The following is a 14455-nucleotide window of genomic DNA, read 5'->3' as shown; positions in this document are numbered from 1 at the left end:
CCCGTGGAGCCGATGCCGCCGACCGCGTAGGGGTGGTCCCAGGGCACCGCGCCCTTGCCGGCGTGGGTGTCGGCCACCGGGATGCCGGTCGCCTCGGCGAAGGCCCGCAACTCGGTCTCGGCGCCGGAGTAGACGGTGCCGCCGCCCGCCACGATCAGCGGCTTCTTCGCGCTCTTCAACAGGGCCACGGCCCGCTGGAGGGCGGCCGGTTCGGGCACCGGGCGGCCGACGTGCCACACCCGGCGGCGGAAGAACGACACCGGCCAGTCGTGCGCCTCGGCCTGCACGTCCTGCGGCAGCGCGAGGGTGACCGCGCCGGTCTCCACCGGGTCGGTGAGCACCCGCATCGCGGCCAGCGCGGCCGGGATCAGCTGCTCGGGGCGCTGGATACGGTCGAAGTACTTCGAGACCGCGCGGAAGGTGTCGTTGACGGTGACGTCGCCGCCCCGGGTGTCCTCCAGCTGCTGCAGGACGGGGTCGGCGGCGCGGGTGGCGAACATGTCGGACGGCAGCAGGAGCACCGGGACGCGGTTGGTGGTGGCCAGCGCCGCGCCCGTGATCATGTTGGTGGAGCCGGGTCCGGTCGAGGAGGTGCAGGCGAAGGTGGCCAGCCGGTCGCGCATCTTGGCGTAGGCGACCGACGCGTGCACCATGCCCTGCTCGTTGCGGGCCAGGTAGTACGGCAGGTCCGCTTCCTTCGTGACCGCGGCCTGGAGCAGGGCCTGGCCGAGGCCGGCCACGTTGCCGTGGCCGAAGATGCCCCACACGCCGGGGACCAGGCGCTGCTCCTGCCCGTCGCGCTCGCTGTACTGCGCGGCCAGGAACCGCACCAGGGCCTGCGCGGTCGTCAGGCGGATCGTTTCCATCACTCGTTCTCCTCGGCGCCGAACGGCAGCCGGTCGTCGATGTCCTGCGTGTCCCAGGTCGATCGCACCCAGCCGTGGGCCGGGTCGTCGCAGATCAGCCAGGCGCGGTCCTGGCCGGGACCGGCCATGACGTTGAGGTAGTAGAGGTCGTAGCCGGGCGCCGCGATCGAGGGGCCGTGCCAGCCGTGCGGGATCAGGACGGTGTCGCCGGAGCGGACCTCGGCGAGCACGTCGATCGGCCGGTCCGGAGTGCCGTAGACGCGCTGGTAGCCGAAGCCCTGGCCGTCGCCGGAGACCCCGAAGTAGTAGATCTCCTCCAGCTCCGACTCCTGGCCGGGCCGGGCCTCGTCGTGCTTGTGCGGCGGGTACGACGACCAGTTGCCGCCGGGGGTCAGTACCTCGCACACCAGCAGCTGCTCGGCGTCGAACGTGCCGGGCAGGCAGTAGTTGTTGACCTGCCGCGAACACGCCCCGGCGCCGCGCAGCTCGACGGGGACGTCCTCCTTGCGCCCGTACCGAGCCGAGTGACCTCCCTGCTCGGTACGGGCGGAGGGCAGCGCGAACCGTCCGCCGGCGGCGCTGCTGATGAGGGCCTCCGACCCGCGCGGCAGGTACGCGAAGTCGGTGGCCGAGGCGAACACGCCCGTCCGCCCGGCCAGTTCGAAGGCCGTGCCGTCCGTGGTGACGGTGCAGGAACCCGTCAGCGGCAGGACCAGGAACTCGCTGTCCTGGGTGGACAGGGCGTGCGCCTCGCCCGGCTTCAGGGTCAGGATCCTGAGGCCGGAGTATCCCCAGCCCGCCGACTCCGGCGTGACCAGGAGGTCGTAGGGGCCGTCGGCCGCGGTCCCGGCCGGCAGGTGGTACGTGGCGGTGTGCGCGGTCACAGCAGGCTCACCGCCTTGTCGACGGCGCCGGCGACGTCGCCGCCGGCCGGGTAGAGCAGGGAGCGGCCGACGACCAGGCCCTGCGCGGTGGGGAGTTTGAGCGCCCTGCCCCAGGAGGCGAAGGCGGCGCCGGCGTCCTTGACCTCGCCGCCCAGCAGCAGGGCGGGCAAGGTGGAGGCGGCCAGCACCCGCTCCATGCCGTCGACGACCGGCAGCTTCAGCCAGGTGTAGGCGGTGCGCCGGCCCAGCCCCGAGGCGATGGTGACCGACGCGACCACGGAGTCGGTGGACAGGTCGTTGCGGATCTTCCCGTCCTGCCAGTACGACAGGAACGGCTCGACCATGGCGATCAGACGCCGGTCGTTGAGCTCGTCCACCGCGTGGGCGGTGTTCTCCAGGACGGACGGGGTCGCCGGGTCGCCCAGTGCGATGCGGGTGAGCATCTTGCCGCCGTCGAAGCCCATCGCGGCGAGCGTCTCGGCGTCGTAGCCGGTGAACCGGTCGTCGATCTCGAACACCGACCCGGCCAGGCCCGCCCGGTTCATCGATCCGAACACCGACTTGCCGTCCAGCACGCCGAGCAGCAGCAGGTCCTCCAGGATGTCCGCGGTGGCCAGCACACCCGTCACACCCGGGCGCTCCAGCGCGGTGCACAGCCGGTCCAGCAGCTCGCAGCGGTCGGCCATCGCGTTCGGATCGCCACCGACGCCGTTGGCGCCGCGCGCGGGGTGATCGGCGGCGATGATCATCGCCTTGCCGTGCTCGCCCAGCAGCGAGGTGGCCCGCACGCGGTGCGCGGCGGCGGCCGCGATGGCGCCGGGGTCGTTCACCCGGGCGGCGACAATGCGCCTCACCGCCTCAGACACGACTGTTCACCTCGCCGAGCCTGGCGTCGACCTCGGCCTCGGTGGGCATGGCGTCGGAGCAGGAGAGCCGGCCCGCCACGATCGCCCCGGCGGCGTTGGCGAAGGACACCGCGCGCCGCGTGTCCCACCCCGACAGCAGTCCGTGGCACAGCGCCCCGCCGAACGCGTCCCCGGCTCCGAGCCCGTTGACCACGTCCACCGGAACCGGCGCGATCTCGACGGCCGAGCCGTCCCGGTCCACCGCCAGCACGCCCTTAGGGCCCTGCTTGACCACCGCCAGCTCCACGCCCGCGGCCAGCAGCGCCTTCGCGGCGGCATACGGCTCACGCTCGCCCGTGGCGACCTCGACCTCGTCGAGATTGCCCACCGCGACCGTGGTGTGCCGCAGCGCCTGCGCGTAGAACGCACGCGCCTGCGCCGGATCCGCCCAGAACATCGGCCGCCAGTCGAGATCGAAGACGGTCGTGCCGGTCCGGGCCCGGTGCTCCAGCGCCGCCAGCGTCGCCGACCGGCTCGGTTCCTCGCTCAGCCCGGTCCCCGTGATCCACAGGACGCTCGCCTCGCGCACCGCGCCCAGGTCCAGCTCGTCCGGCGCGATGTCCAGATCGGGCGCCTTGGGCAGGCGGTAGAAGTACAGCGGGAAGTCGTCGGGCGGGAAGACCTCGCAGAACGTCACCGGCGTCGGCGCGACGTCCGAGGTGCCCACGAACCGGGTGTCGACGCCGTATCCCGCGAGCGACGAGCGCACGAAGTCCCCGAACGGATCCCGTCCCGTCTTCGTGATCACGGCCGCGGAGTGCCCGTACCGGGCGGCCGCCACCGCGACGTTCGTCGGGCTGCCGCCCAGGTACTTGCCGAACGACGTGACCTCGGCCAGCCCCACGCCCGTCTGGAGCGGATACACATCCACCCCGCAACGGCCCATCGTCAGCACATCCAACGGCATAACGCAGGTTTCCCTTCGCTCCGGAGACTCCGTGGAGCTCTCGCGGACGAGTTTCTGGTGCGCTCTACTAGCGCGCTCTAGTCCGAGTACGATGACCCCTGTCCAAATGTCATGTCAATAGCTTGTTGCTGGGAGATTTCCGGACCCCCGTTAAGGTGGCCAGGTCGGAGGGTGGATTCACAGGTGAATGCTTCGGGCAGGCAGCGGCCCACGATGGCGGACGTGGCCGAGAAGGCGGGCGTCTCCCGGGCGCTCGTGTCGATCGTGTTCCGCAATCAGCCGGGAGCGAGCGAGGAGACCCGGCAGCGGGTGCTGCGGGTCGCGGACGAGATCGGCTACCGCCCCGACAGCGCGGCCCGGCTGCTGGCCCGCGGCCGCAGCCGCACCATCGGTGTGATGTTCACCGTGCAGCAGACCTTCCACACGGACCTCATCGAGGGCATCTACCCCGAGGCCGAACGGCTCGGCTACGACGTGCTGTTGTCCGCGTCCGCCGAGGGGCGCAGCGAGGAGAAGGCCGTCGAGGCGCTGCTCGGGCACCGCTGCGAGGCGCTGATCCTGCTCGGCCCCGACGCGGATCCCGGCTACCTCGACGCGCTCGGCCAGCGCGCGGTCACCGTCTCGGTGAGCCGCAGACTGCCCCGCGCCCGGGTCGACTTCGTGCACAGCGCCGAGGGCAAGGGCGTGCGGCAGGCGATGGACCACCTGGTCGAGCTGGGGCACCGCCGGATCGTGCACATCGACGGCGGCCGCGGCCCCGGCTCGGCCGAGCGCCGGCGCGCCTACCGCGCCGCGATGCGCCGACACGGGCTGCAGGCGCAGGAACGGGTCATCCCGGGCGAGCACACCGAGCAGTCCGGTATCGAGACCGGACGCATGCTCCTCGCCGAACGCGACCGGGGCCTGCCGCTGCCGACCGCGGTGCTCGCGGGCAACGACCGTTGCGCGTGGGGCCTGTTGATGAACCTGACCCGCGCCGGTGTCGAGGTGCCGGGCGATGTGTCCGTCGTCGGATACGACGACACCCACCTCTCCCATCTCATGCCCATCGGCCTGACCACCGTGCGCCAGGACGCGCGGCTCATGGCGGAGCACGCGGTGCGGTTCGCCGTGGAGCGCCTGGAGAAGCCGGAGTTGGAGCTGCGGGAGGCGGTCCTGGACCCCAGGCTGGTGGTCCGCGGGACGACCGGACCCGTACCGGAGCCGACAGCCTGACGGCCGCGGCGGCCGCGCACCGCGTGACCGAGGCCGTCACGCTCCGGCCGCCACCGCCGGACCCGGCGGGAGCAGGACGACACGGGTGACCGGACCCGGCCCGGGCCGGTTGGCCTGGAGGTCGGGGGCGGCCCGCGTCGGGCGGGGGACGAGGTACGGCCCGGGCCGGTTGGCCTGGAGGTAGGGGCGGTCCACGCCGGGCGGGAGACCAGGTGCGGCCCGGGCTCGTTGGCCTGGAGGTAGGGGCGGTCGGCGCCAGCTGGGAGGCCAGGTACGGCCCGGGCCGGGCTGGGAGATCAGGGGGCGGCCCGGGCCGGTCTGGGAGATCAGGGTGCGGCCCGCGTTGGGCTGGGAGGTCAGGGGCGGTCCGCACCGGCCGGGGAGGTCAGGGCGCCGCCCGCGCTGGCCGGAGGCCGGGCCACGGTTCGCGCCGGCCGGGGGGCCAGGCCGAGGTCGTGGTTCACGTAGCAGGTGAACGCCAGGTGCTCGCAAGCGTGGTGGCCGCGGTGTGATGGAGGACCTCCTCGGCGCGGTCCCATGACCAGCCGCTCTCGACCACGAGCGTCCGCCACCCGGAAGGGCCGAACCAGAACCACAGCAGGTCGGCCGTCTCCCGCACCGAGTGGGAGGGCGACGCGGTCAGCGTGTGCAGATGGCGTGCGGCGGTGTCGAGCGCCTCGCGGTAGGCCGCGGTCGCCCGCTCCCACAGCGCCTCTCCGTCCTCGTGGACGGGAAGTGCCTTGCGGATGGCCTCGTGCACGGCGAACTGCTCCTCGTTGCCCACCCGTGTGCCGTGGGCGAGTGCCTTGAGGACCGACTCCGGGGTGCGCAGTGCGAGCAGGTCCTTCATGGCCTGCTCGTGTCCGGAGGCGGACACGCCGCGGTCCACGATCCGGTTCAGGATGTCGCTCTTGCTTCCGACGCTCGCGAAGACGGTCTTCGGGGCGACGCCCGCCGCGGCGGCGATGTCGGCGACGGTCACCCGGCCGTAGCCGCGTTCAGCGAACAGCTGCGTGGCCCGATCGAGGATCAGCGCGTGCGTCCGCGCGGCGGACTGCTCGCGCAGCGGGGAGACGTAGCGGCGCTTGGAGGGCATGGCGTCATCGTACGATGATGAATTCATTAGGCGTGCTATAACCTCAATACGTCGACCGCACACGCGGAGCGCCCGGCCGTCGAAAGGGATCAACGCAATGGGCATGGACACCACCGAGCTGGCCCACGGCCTCTTCCGGATACTCGAGACCGGGGATCCGGCCCTCGCGGCGGAGGTCGTGCACGAGGACTTCCGCAATCGCGAGTCGGCCGTGTCGCCCGCGGCCTGCGCGCTTCCCGGACCGGCGGGGGTGCTCGCGTCCAGCGCGTGGATGCGCTCCGCCTTCGCCGACCTGCGATTTCCCGTCCTCGCCGTCGCCCACAACGAGGGGCAGGTCTGGATACGCCTGCGCATGCAGGGCCGCCACACCGGGCCCTTCGTCCGCTTCCGGGACGGCGCGCTGGACCAGGCCGTGCCGCCGACCGGCCGGGCCGTCGACTTCGAGCAGATCCATGTCCTCGACGTGCGCGACGGCAAGGTGGCCGGCCACGAGGCCGTGCGCGACGACATCGGCATGCTGGGGCAACTGGGCGTCTTCCCGCCGGCCCCGGCGACCGCGCTGCGCATGCTCGCCTGGAAGGTCACCGGGAGAGCGGGACGTGCCGCCGGCCAGGTGACGGCGGAGGCAGCGGCGGCGGCCACCGCGGTGCGGGACGGCCGGGGGCAGCGGGGCTGAGGTGAACGAGGGGCCGGCTGCGGGCTCGAGGGGGGCGGCTGCGGGCTCAGGGGCTCGTCACGCCCGCGTCCCGGCATGGCCGCAGCCTCGCCACCCCCGCGTCCCGGCATGGCCGCAGCCTCGCCACCCCCGCGTCCCAGCGTGGCCGCAGTCCCGTCACTCCCGCATCCAGGCCCGTGTGCCGAACGAGGCGCAGGCGCGGGCAGCCACCGAGGCCGCGCCGTGGAGCGCTTCGGTGAAGGCCTCCGGCGTCACCCGGCGCCCGCCGGCGGCGAGGTGGTGGGCGAGGGCGCCGTGCAGGACGTCACCCGCGCCCAGCGTGTCCGCCACCCGGACGGCGGGCACCTCGACCGTGCCGCCGCGGTCGGGCCCCGACCACACGATGGGCCGCCCTCCGCGGCTGACGGCCGACCAGGCGACCCCATGACGCCGCAGGAACCGCAAGGTGTCCGCCACCGTGTCGGCGCCCGGCGGATGGAAATCGGCCGAGCAGACGACCACGTCGATGAACGGCAGCAAGTCCTCGGTGCCGTCCTTCCAACTGCCCGCGTCCAGCAGGGTCGTCCGGCCCGCTGCGCGGGCCGCCCGCGCGGTGGCCAGGGCCAGCTCCATGTGATGGCCGTCGAACTCGACGATGTCGCAGGCCGCGACCCACGCGTGCAGGCCGCCGGGCGGGGTGAGCCGGTGGCCGGTGGCGTTGGTGGAGGCGACGGCGCGTTCCCCGCTCGACGCGGTCACCAGAATGGAGGACACGGCGGGTGGCTCGGGTGAGCCAGCCGCGAGATCCGTCACCGTCACGCCCAGCCGTTCGAGGTCCGTCGTGGCCGCGCGTCCGAGGGGATGGGAGCCGACCGCGGTGAGCAGCCGGGCCGCGCCCCCCAAGTGGCCGAACGCGGCGGCGGCGTTGGCCGCCGGGCCGCCCGCGGCGACGACCTGTTCACGAGCCGTCAGCTTTTCGTCGGCGGCCGGTACGCGGTCCACGAGCTGGATGACGTCCAGCGTGCACAGGCCGACGAACAGCCCTCCAGGACGCTCCGTCCCCGCAGGCTCCACCTGCCGGCACCTCCTCCCGCCGCGACACGTGGTCAGTGTACGAACCGCCGGAAAGGACAACACGTCAGAGCCGGAATGCCTTCTTTGGGCGGTACTTGACGTGCGCCATGGATCACTGCGGGGTCAGATGGAGGGCGTGCGAAGCTCCATATTTCCCCAGCATGGCCGCTCACGACTGCGCCTCGTCGCCGCCCTGACCGGCCTCCTCCTGTCCCTGTCCGGGCTGTCGGCCACGCTCGCGAGCGCCGACGACGTGACACCCGAGCCCGCTCCCGCCCCCGTGCGCGGCAGCGCCTACATGGGCATCGGGGTCCGGGCCCACGAAACTCCCGGCATGGTGCCCGAGAGCGCCCCGGCCCCGCGGGTGAACCAGGCCGAAGGCGTCGACGTCGCCAGCTATCAGGGCGATGTCGCGTGGTCCACCCTCTGGAGCAGCGGAGTGCGATGGGCCTACGCGAAGGCCACCGAGGGCACCTACTACACCAACCCCTACTTCACCCAGCAGTACAACGGCCCCTACGGGGTCGGCATGGTGCGCGGTGCGTACCACTTCGCCACGCCGGACACCACCAGCGGCACCGCCCAGGCCGACTACTTCCTCGCCCACGGCGGAGGGTGGACGGCCGACGGCAAGACCCTGCCCGGCGCGCTCGACATCGAGTGGAACCCCTACGGCGACGCCTGCTTCGGGATGTCCAAGAGCGCCATGGTCACCTGGATCGGCGACTTCCTGAAGCGCTACAAGGCGCGCACCCACCGCGACGCCGTCATCTACACGGCCACGGCCTGGTGGTCCGACTGCACGGGCAACTACAAGGGCTTCGGTGCCACCAATCCCCTCTGGATCGCCCGCTACGCCTCCTCCGCGGGGACGCTCCCCGCGGGCTGGAAGTCGTACACGATGTGGCAGTACACCTCCTCAGGTCCGCACGTCGGCGACCACGACCGCTTCTACGACACCGTGGACAAGCTCCGGAAGTTCGCGACCGGCTGAGGACGCGGAGACCGACCGAGCACGACGGGCAGGAACCCCTGAACCTGCTTCTTGCCCAGCCTCGTTCCGCATCCGAGAGCGTTCACCCAGGTGCCGACCGTGTCCAGCGCGTAGGCGCCCCGGGCCGCCGCCGCACCGATCACGACCGGCTCCGCGGACGGTCCTCCCGTGATCGACTCCTGGGCCCGTGTGCTCTCATGCCTCTCATCTCCCTGCCTTCGTCACGTGTCAGGCGACGTTGGTCCGGGGCCCGCGGCACGGGCCCGTCCCGTGGTGGGCCGTGGCCCGGGTCAGGCCGTACCACTCCGGGAGCGAAGCATCCGGCGGACGGCGTCCGAACGCTCGAGGAGCGTCTTGCGGACCACCGGAGCCGCGTCGTCGGCGGCGCGTCGGGCGGTGTCGACGTAGGCGTCGTCGACGGCGTGCTGCGGGAAGAGGCGGTTGGTGAAGACCATCGCCGGGATCATGCCGCCCTGGTCCAGGCGCGGAATCGCGTCCAGGTAGTGCCCGGCGTACGGGGCCAGCAGGGCCTCCTGGGCCGGGCGCCAGAAAGCGGCCGTCACCTGGCCGACCGCGTGCACGGGGACGGCGCGTTCGACGGCGACCTTCTGCCACACCTCCGCCTTGGCGTCGGCGTCCGGACGGGCGGCCCGTACCGTGAGGGCGCGGATCCAGGCGTCGGGGTCGGGGTCGCGTTCGAGCAGACGGGCCGACTCGGACGCGACGTCACCGCCGAGCTCCGCCTCCCGGACCAGCGCACGCCAGTGCAGGTCGACGTCGTCGCCCGCCTGTTCGCGCAGCCAGGCCAGGTCGTCCGCGGTGGAGGCGGTGCGGGCCAGCCCGCGCAGCGCGACCTGCCGGCGGCCCGGGTCGGCGGCGAGACGGCGGCAGACGGCCGCCACCGACGCGGTCAGGGCGGGACGCTCGGCGGCCGGCGCCCACAGCTCGGCGATGTCGGAGGCGAGGGTCAGATACGGCTCGATCACCGCGTCGGACGACTCGACCGCCAGAATCCCGGTGATGCACCGCCCGGCCTCCGCCGCCGGCGCCTCACCGGTCGTCAGCATGTCCCAGACGGTGGCGGCGGCCACACCCCGGGAGATGGCCGTGGGCAGGCGCGCGGCCGAGGAGAACAGGGCGTCCCTCGTGGCGGCGTCGGGGCGGGCGGTGGCGAAGGTGAGGTCGTCGTCGTTGATCAGCAGTACGTCCGAACCGGCCGGGAGACCGGTGAGTTCGGTACGGGGCCGTGTCACCTCCACACGCACCAGCGCCGTACGCTCCAGCCGCTCGCCGTTGTCGCGGTAGGCGCCCACCGCGAGCACCTGCGGACGCGGGGCGCCGTCGGCCACCAGGGTGACCTGCCCGCCGTCACGCTCGACGGTGAAGCGGTCGGTGCCGGCCGTCGCGAGCCACGCCGTGCGCCAGGTGTCCAGATCCCGCCCGCCGGCCTTCGCGAGGGCGTCGATCAGGTCCTGGAGCGTGGTGTTGCCCCAGGCGTGCTCGGCGAAGTAGGCGGCCATACCGGCCCGGAAACGCTCCTCGCCCACATAGGTCATGAGCTGCTGGAGGACGGACGCGCCCTTGGGGTACGTGATGTTGTCGAAGATCGACGCGGCCTGGGCGACGTCGTGGATGGGCTGGTGGATCGGGTGGGACGCCGGGCCCTGGTCGGCCAGATACGCCTTCAGCTTGTCGCCGACCAGGTGGCCGGCCCAGGCGTCGGTGTACCGGGTGGCGCCCTCGGCGGCCCAGTGGCAGGCGAACTCCGCGAACGCCTCGTTCAGCCAGAGGTCGTCCCACCAGCGCATGGTGACGATGTTGCCGAACCACATGTGGGCCATCTCGTGCAGCAGCACCACGGCCAGCAGCTCCCGCTCGGCGGGGGTCGGCGTCGCCCGCTGCAGGAAGCCGTCCGACCAGGTCACACAGCCGTAGTTCTCCATCGCGCCGCCGAACTCCGGCATGAACACCTGGTCGTACTTGCGCTGCGGGAAGGGCATCGCGAAGGCCTCGCCGTAGAAGGCCAGGCCCTGCTGGGTGAGGGTGAAGATCTCGTCGGCGTCGCGATCGAGCACGTCGGCGAGGGAACGGCGGGCGAAGAGGCCGAGGTCGTGACCGTCGGCCTCGCGGCGCAGCTCGTGGAAGGGACCCGCGTTGACCACGGTGTTGTAGACGGCGAGCGCAGGAGTGTCGGGGAAGCTCCAGCGACGGGCCGCGCCCAGGTCCTCGACGCGCGGGTCACCGGAGTTGCTCGTGACGATCCACGCGGACGGGGCCGTGACGGTGAACGCGTGCGGCGCCTTGAGGTCGGGCTGGTCGAAACAGGCCCACACGAAACGCGCTTCGTCGGGCTCGAAGCTCGTCCACACGTAGACCTCGCCGTCCGCGGGGTCGACGGCCTTGTGCACGCCCTCGCCCGTGGCGGTGTCCGCCTGGACGCTCTCCACCCGGAGAACATTGTGCTCGGCCAGGCCGGGCAGCGGGATGCGGCCGTCGTCCGCGGGGGAGACCGCCTTGCCGTTCAGCGTCGCGCCGACCACCTGGGCCGCGCAGTCCACGAAGGTCTCCGCGCCCGGTTCGCGGCAGGTGAAGGTCACCGTGGAGACGCAGCGGACCTCGGGGCCGCCGGGCAGGGCGGTGAAGTCGATGTCCACGTCGTACCGCTCGACGGCCAGCAGCGCCGCCCGGCGCTCCGCCTCGGTACGGGTCAGGCTTCGGATCCCCATGCGTTCTCCCTCGTCGGACAGCGGGCGCAAGCGTATGCCGGACAGCGGCGGAGGGCGCAGGGATTTTCGGGAGGAGGCGTGTCCCGCGGCCGGGATGCGCCGGCCGGCCGCGCACTACACTCGCCCCATGATCTGTCGCGTATGGCGGGGTTGGACCACACCGGAGAACGCCGACGCCTACGAGCGCATCGTCCGGGGGCAGGTGATCCCCGGGATCGAGAAGCGGCGCATCCCGGGATTCCTCTCGATCGACCTGGTGCGGCGCGAGCGGGACGACGACGTGGAGTTCATGACCGTGATGTGGTTCGACTCCCTCGACTCCGTCCGGTCGTTCATGGGCGAGGACTACGAGACGGCACATGTGCCCGCGGAAGCGCGGGCGGTGCTCGCGGACTTCGACGAGCGCTCGGCGCACTACGAGGTTCTGGACCGCCGCGAGCAGCCTTCCTGAGCTTGTGCGCCGGATCCCTTGCCGTGAGCCCGGCGTCTGCCAGGGGCGCCCCACGTCGGCGGCCGAGGTCACCGGCGCGACGGTGTTGATCCAGGGCCGCTGCGCGCGCGGCGGCTGCGGTTCATTCTCCCCTCTCCCCTCGCCAGAGCGGGAAGCGCGGGAATCGTCGCCGCGAGCCAGGCGTCGGGCCCGGTGCTGAAACGCGGGGCCGGTGTCGTCTCCCACCAGGAGCGGATCGCGGTGGTGCGCACCTTCTCGCCCGTTCGTCCGTCGGCGTACTCGACCGGCCGCTCGCCCCTGCGGCGCACGGTGACACGGCCGCGCTTGCAGCCGTCGGGGTAGTCGTTCCGGTCCGTCCCCCGGGGGCCTCGGATGTCGATGTGTGTCCGTGCTCAGCAGCCCCGTGAGCGGGCCGTCATGCGGTGCTGGGGCGAAGGCGTGATCATGGAGTCGAGCGTAGCGACGGCGCCGCCTTGCGGGCACCTGCTTTTCCCACGACCCCTGCCCGACCGGCCGGTTGAGACGGTCGGCCGGTTCGGGGCGATAACCGGTGGAGGCGTGCGACCTGCCGTGTCAGCCTGATGCGCATGTCCTCGACCACCGAGCAGCTGCTGCGGGAGCTGCATGCCTCCCTCGGGCAGCGCAAGCGCCCCGAGGACGTGGCCCAGTTGATCCACGACCTCCTCGACGCCACCCCGGGCGGGCTGGACCGGGACACCCGCAGGGCCCTCGACAAGGCGACCCGGAACTCACTGCGCCGGCTGTGGCACGGCTACACCTCGATGCTGGAGGACTTCGCCCGACCCGTCGGCGCGCAGCGCCAACTGGCCCGCGCGGCCCAGCTGTTCGACACGGTGAGCGAGCTGCCCGCCGAGGCCGGTGACGACCCGGCGCGCATCGAGGCGGTCATCCGGGCGGCGGGCGAGGAGATCCGCAAGGAGTACGGGCGCAGCGACTTCCTCGCCGACCGGCTCAACCGCGGCGAGCGCGCCGGGGCGGGACTCGGTGAGATCTCCAAGCGGCAGTACAACAAGCGGTTCCGGCTGCTGCGGCGCATGGAGGCCAAGCTCGCCCGCATCCTGGTCGAGCAGCGCAAGCGCGAGATCACGATGATCGGCAAGAGCGGCCTGGCCGCACGGCTGCCGTACGAGGACTTCGCGGCCGACCCGGGCACGGCGGCGTTCATCGCCTACCTCACCGCCCGGGCCAATCTGCGCAGCGAGTTCACGGTCCAGGGCCAGCAGCGTCCCTACGACGAGGTGGCCGACGCGCTGTTCCGTCGGCTGGACGCGGGTACCGCGAACTGGTTCGCCGTCGCTCAGGTGCACCCCACCGCCGAGGTGCTCAAGCAGGTGGACGACGAGCGGCGGGGGCTGCTGCTGGGCCGCTGGTACCGCATCCTGCTCGACGTGGCCGAGCAGCTGGAGACGCTGTGGCGCAGTCAGTCCGTGGACCGTACGACGATGATCGTCGAGCGCGGGCAGGACTCCAGCGGCTGGAACCAGGCGGCCCGGGCCTGGACCACGGCACGCGCCAACTGGTTCGCGCTGCTGGAGGCGATGGGCGCGCAGAGCATCCTGGAGACGCTCTGCCCGGGCAAGGTGCTGCTGCTCGTCGCGGCGGACGTGGCGGCCTGGCACCGGCGCTCGGGCGGTGGCCTGCACCCGGACACCGACGTGTGGGCCGAACTGCCCCTGCCCTGGCACGTGCTGCGCGGCGAGGCGGAGTGCCCGCGGTGGCTCGTCGAGCAGGTGTGCCGGCGCCACGGGGTCGACCCGGAGCGCCGTGGCTGGACGCGGGCCCGGCGGGTGGTGCACGCGGTGCCGTTCCGGGCCACGCCCGAGCTGGTGCACGGCGTGAGCGTCGCCGATCCGATGCTGGCGTCGCTGCTGCGGTCGGCGGGGGTCTTCTCCGGCAGACCGCCGCGGCCCGCGGCGGCGGAAATCCGTTGACCCTCCCGCCCGGCAGTGGGGAGGATGGGGACCCGGCGAGGTAGCTCAGTGGTGGAGCGGCCGGCTCTCAACCGGCTGGACGCAGGTTCGAGCCCTGCCCTCGTCGTCCGGCTCATGGACACCGGGAAGCTCTGCGGTGGAGCGCCCGGCTCGGGTCCGGGTGGACGTAGGTTCGAATCCTGCCCCGGTGTCCATGACCCTCCGTGCCGGCTCGGAAAAACTTCGGCGGTGATGTCGAGAACCGTGGGCCTGCTCCGTCCCCGGGGTGAACGCGACCACAATGGGTCGCACCAGCGAGGAGGAACACGATGGCGAAGTACCTGCTGCTCAAGCACTACCGGGGTGCCCCGGCCGCGGTGAACGACGTCCCCATGGCGCAGTGGACGCCGGAGGAGATCTCCGCCCACGTGCGGTACATGAACGACTTCGCGGCCAAACTGGAGAAGACCGGCGAGTTCGTCGACAGCAAGGCGCTCGCCCCCGAGGGGACCTTCGTCCGGTACGACGGCGAGGGGCGGCCGCCGGTCACCGACGGGCCGTTCGCCGAGACCAAGGACCTCATCGCCGGGTGGATGGTCATCGACGTCGACAGCGAGGAGCGCGCCGTGGAGCTGGCCGCGGAGCTGTCGGCGGCCCCCGGGGCGGGCGGCCGGCCGATCCACGAGTGGCTGGAGCTGCGCCCCTTCCTGACCGCGTCGCACACGGTCGAGGAGTGTCCCTGCACGTGACG

14 protein-coding genes and 2 tRNA genes are annotated in these 14455 nt (G+C 72.5%); 8 read left to right on the top strand and 8 right to left on the bottom strand.

Features of this window, described 5'->3' with window-relative positions; genetic code table 11:
- The 4 genes from ACIRPX_RS37155 to iolC all read right to left on the bottom strand — a co-directional run.
- On the bottom strand, nucleotides 1-866 hold an 866-nt coding region (locus ACIRPX_RS37155; protein ID WP_404203653.1), incomplete at its 3' end, for a thiamine pyrophosphate-binding protein.
- Complete coding sequence (gene iolB / locus ACIRPX_RS37150; protein ID WP_404203650.1) at nucleotides 866-1750, bottom strand: 5-deoxy-glucuronate isomerase; 885 nt, start codon at nucleotides 1748-1750, stop codon at nucleotides 866-868. The genes ACIRPX_RS37155 and iolB, both read right to left, overlap by 1 nt.
- Nucleotides 1747-2616 (bottom strand): aldolase, encoded by an 870-nt coding sequence (locus tag ACIRPX_RS37145; protein ID WP_404203648.1) that lies wholly within the window; start codon nucleotides 2614-2616, stop codon nucleotides 1747-1749. Before ACIRPX_RS37145 ends, iolB begins: the two co-directional genes overlap by 4 nt.
- Nucleotides 2609-3562 (bottom strand): 5-dehydro-2-deoxygluconokinase, encoded by a 954-nt coding sequence (iolC, locus tag ACIRPX_RS37140; protein ID WP_404203646.1) that lies wholly within the window; start codon nucleotides 3560-3562, stop codon nucleotides 2609-2611. Before iolC ends, ACIRPX_RS37145 begins: the two co-directional genes overlap by 8 nt.
- Nucleotides 3563-3775: 213 nt before the next feature.
- On the opposite strand from iolC, the gene ACIRPX_RS37135 reads away from it, so the two are divergent.
- Nucleotides 3776-4777 carry a LacI family DNA-binding transcriptional regulator gene (locus ACIRPX_RS37135; protein WP_404203659.1) on the top strand — a complete coding sequence of 334 codons (1002 nt, stop codon included), beginning with the start codon at nucleotides 3776-3778 and terminating at the stop codon, nucleotides 4775-4777.
- A gap of 36 nt (nucleotides 4778-4813) precedes the next feature.
- Here ACIRPX_RS37135 and ACIRPX_RS37130 read toward each other — a convergent pair whose 3' ends face one another.
- Nucleotides 4814-4972 (bottom strand): hypothetical protein, encoded by a 159-nt coding sequence (locus ACIRPX_RS37130; protein ID WP_404203644.1) that lies wholly within the window; start codon nucleotides 4970-4972, stop codon nucleotides 4814-4816.
- A 265-nt stretch (nucleotides 4973-5237) separates the two neighbouring features.
- A complete protein-coding gene (locus ACIRPX_RS37125; protein ID WP_404203642.1) occupies nucleotides 5238-5873 on the bottom strand; it encodes a TetR/AcrR family transcriptional regulator in 636 nt (211 codons plus the stop codon).
- A gap of 97 nt (nucleotides 5874-5970) precedes the next feature.
- Between ACIRPX_RS37125 and ACIRPX_RS37120 the strand changes: the two genes are divergently transcribed.
- Nucleotides 5971-6549, top strand: coding sequence for an ester cyclase (locus ACIRPX_RS37120; RefSeq protein WP_404203640.1), 579 nt, complete (start codon nucleotides 5971-5973; stop codon nucleotides 6547-6549).
- Nucleotides 6550-6705: 156 nt separating this feature from the next.
- Here ACIRPX_RS37120 and ACIRPX_RS37115 read toward each other — a convergent pair whose 3' ends face one another.
- Nucleotides 6706-7602, bottom strand: coding sequence for a PfkB family carbohydrate kinase (locus ACIRPX_RS37115; RefSeq protein WP_404203638.1), 897 nt, complete (start codon nucleotides 7600-7602; stop codon nucleotides 6706-6708).
- Nucleotides 7603-7729: 127 nt separating this feature from the next.
- Between ACIRPX_RS37115 and ACIRPX_RS37110 the strand changes: the two genes are divergently transcribed.
- A complete protein-coding gene (locus ACIRPX_RS37110) occupies nucleotides 7730-8596 on the top strand; it encodes a lysozyme (protein ID WP_404203636.1) in 867 nt (288 codons plus the stop codon).
- A gap of 290 nt (nucleotides 8597-8886) precedes the next feature.
- On the opposite strand, the gene pepN is transcribed toward ACIRPX_RS37110, so the two are convergent.
- The gene (gene pepN / locus ACIRPX_RS37105) at nucleotides 8887-11322 is read right to left on the bottom strand and encodes an aminopeptidase N (protein WP_404203634.1); all 2436 of its coding nucleotides are present in this window, start codon (nucleotides 11320-11322) and stop codon (nucleotides 8887-8889) included.
- 127 nt (nucleotides 11323-11449) lie between these two features.
- Here pepN and ACIRPX_RS37100 point away from each other — a divergent pair, with 127 nt between their 5' ends.
- From ACIRPX_RS37100 to ACIRPX_RS37080, 5 genes are all read left to right on the top strand, one after another.
- A complete protein-coding gene (locus ACIRPX_RS37100) occupies nucleotides 11450-11773 on the top strand; it encodes an antibiotic biosynthesis monooxygenase family protein (RefSeq protein ID WP_404203632.1) in 324 nt (107 codons plus the stop codon).
- Nucleotides 11774-12360: 587 nt separating this feature from the next.
- A complete protein-coding gene (locus ACIRPX_RS37095; RefSeq protein WP_404203630.1) occupies nucleotides 12361-13725 on the top strand; it encodes a hypothetical protein in 1365 nt (454 codons plus the stop codon).
- A gap of 34 nt (nucleotides 13726-13759) precedes the next feature.
- Nucleotides 13760-13831: transfer RNA gene (locus ACIRPX_RS37090), tRNA-Glu, on the top strand.
- Nucleotides 13832-13844: 13 nt separating this feature from the next.
- Nucleotides 13845-13919 (top strand) — tRNA-Pro (locus ACIRPX_RS37085).
- Between the two features lie 114 nt (nucleotides 13920-14033).
- Complete coding sequence (locus tag ACIRPX_RS37080) at nucleotides 14034-14453, top strand: YciI family protein (protein ID WP_404203628.1); 420 nt, start codon at nucleotides 14034-14036, stop codon at nucleotides 14451-14453.
- Nucleotides 14454-14455: the final 2 nt, after the last annotated feature.

The sequence above is a fragment of the Streptomyces sp. NPDC101225 genome, assembly GCF_044767585.1.
Classification (GTDB): domain Bacteria; phylum Actinomycetota; class Actinomycetes; order Streptomycetales; family Streptomycetaceae; genus Streptomyces.
The sequence above is the reverse complement of the archived record's forward strand: the minus strand, read 5'-3'. Positions and strand labels throughout refer to the sequence as shown.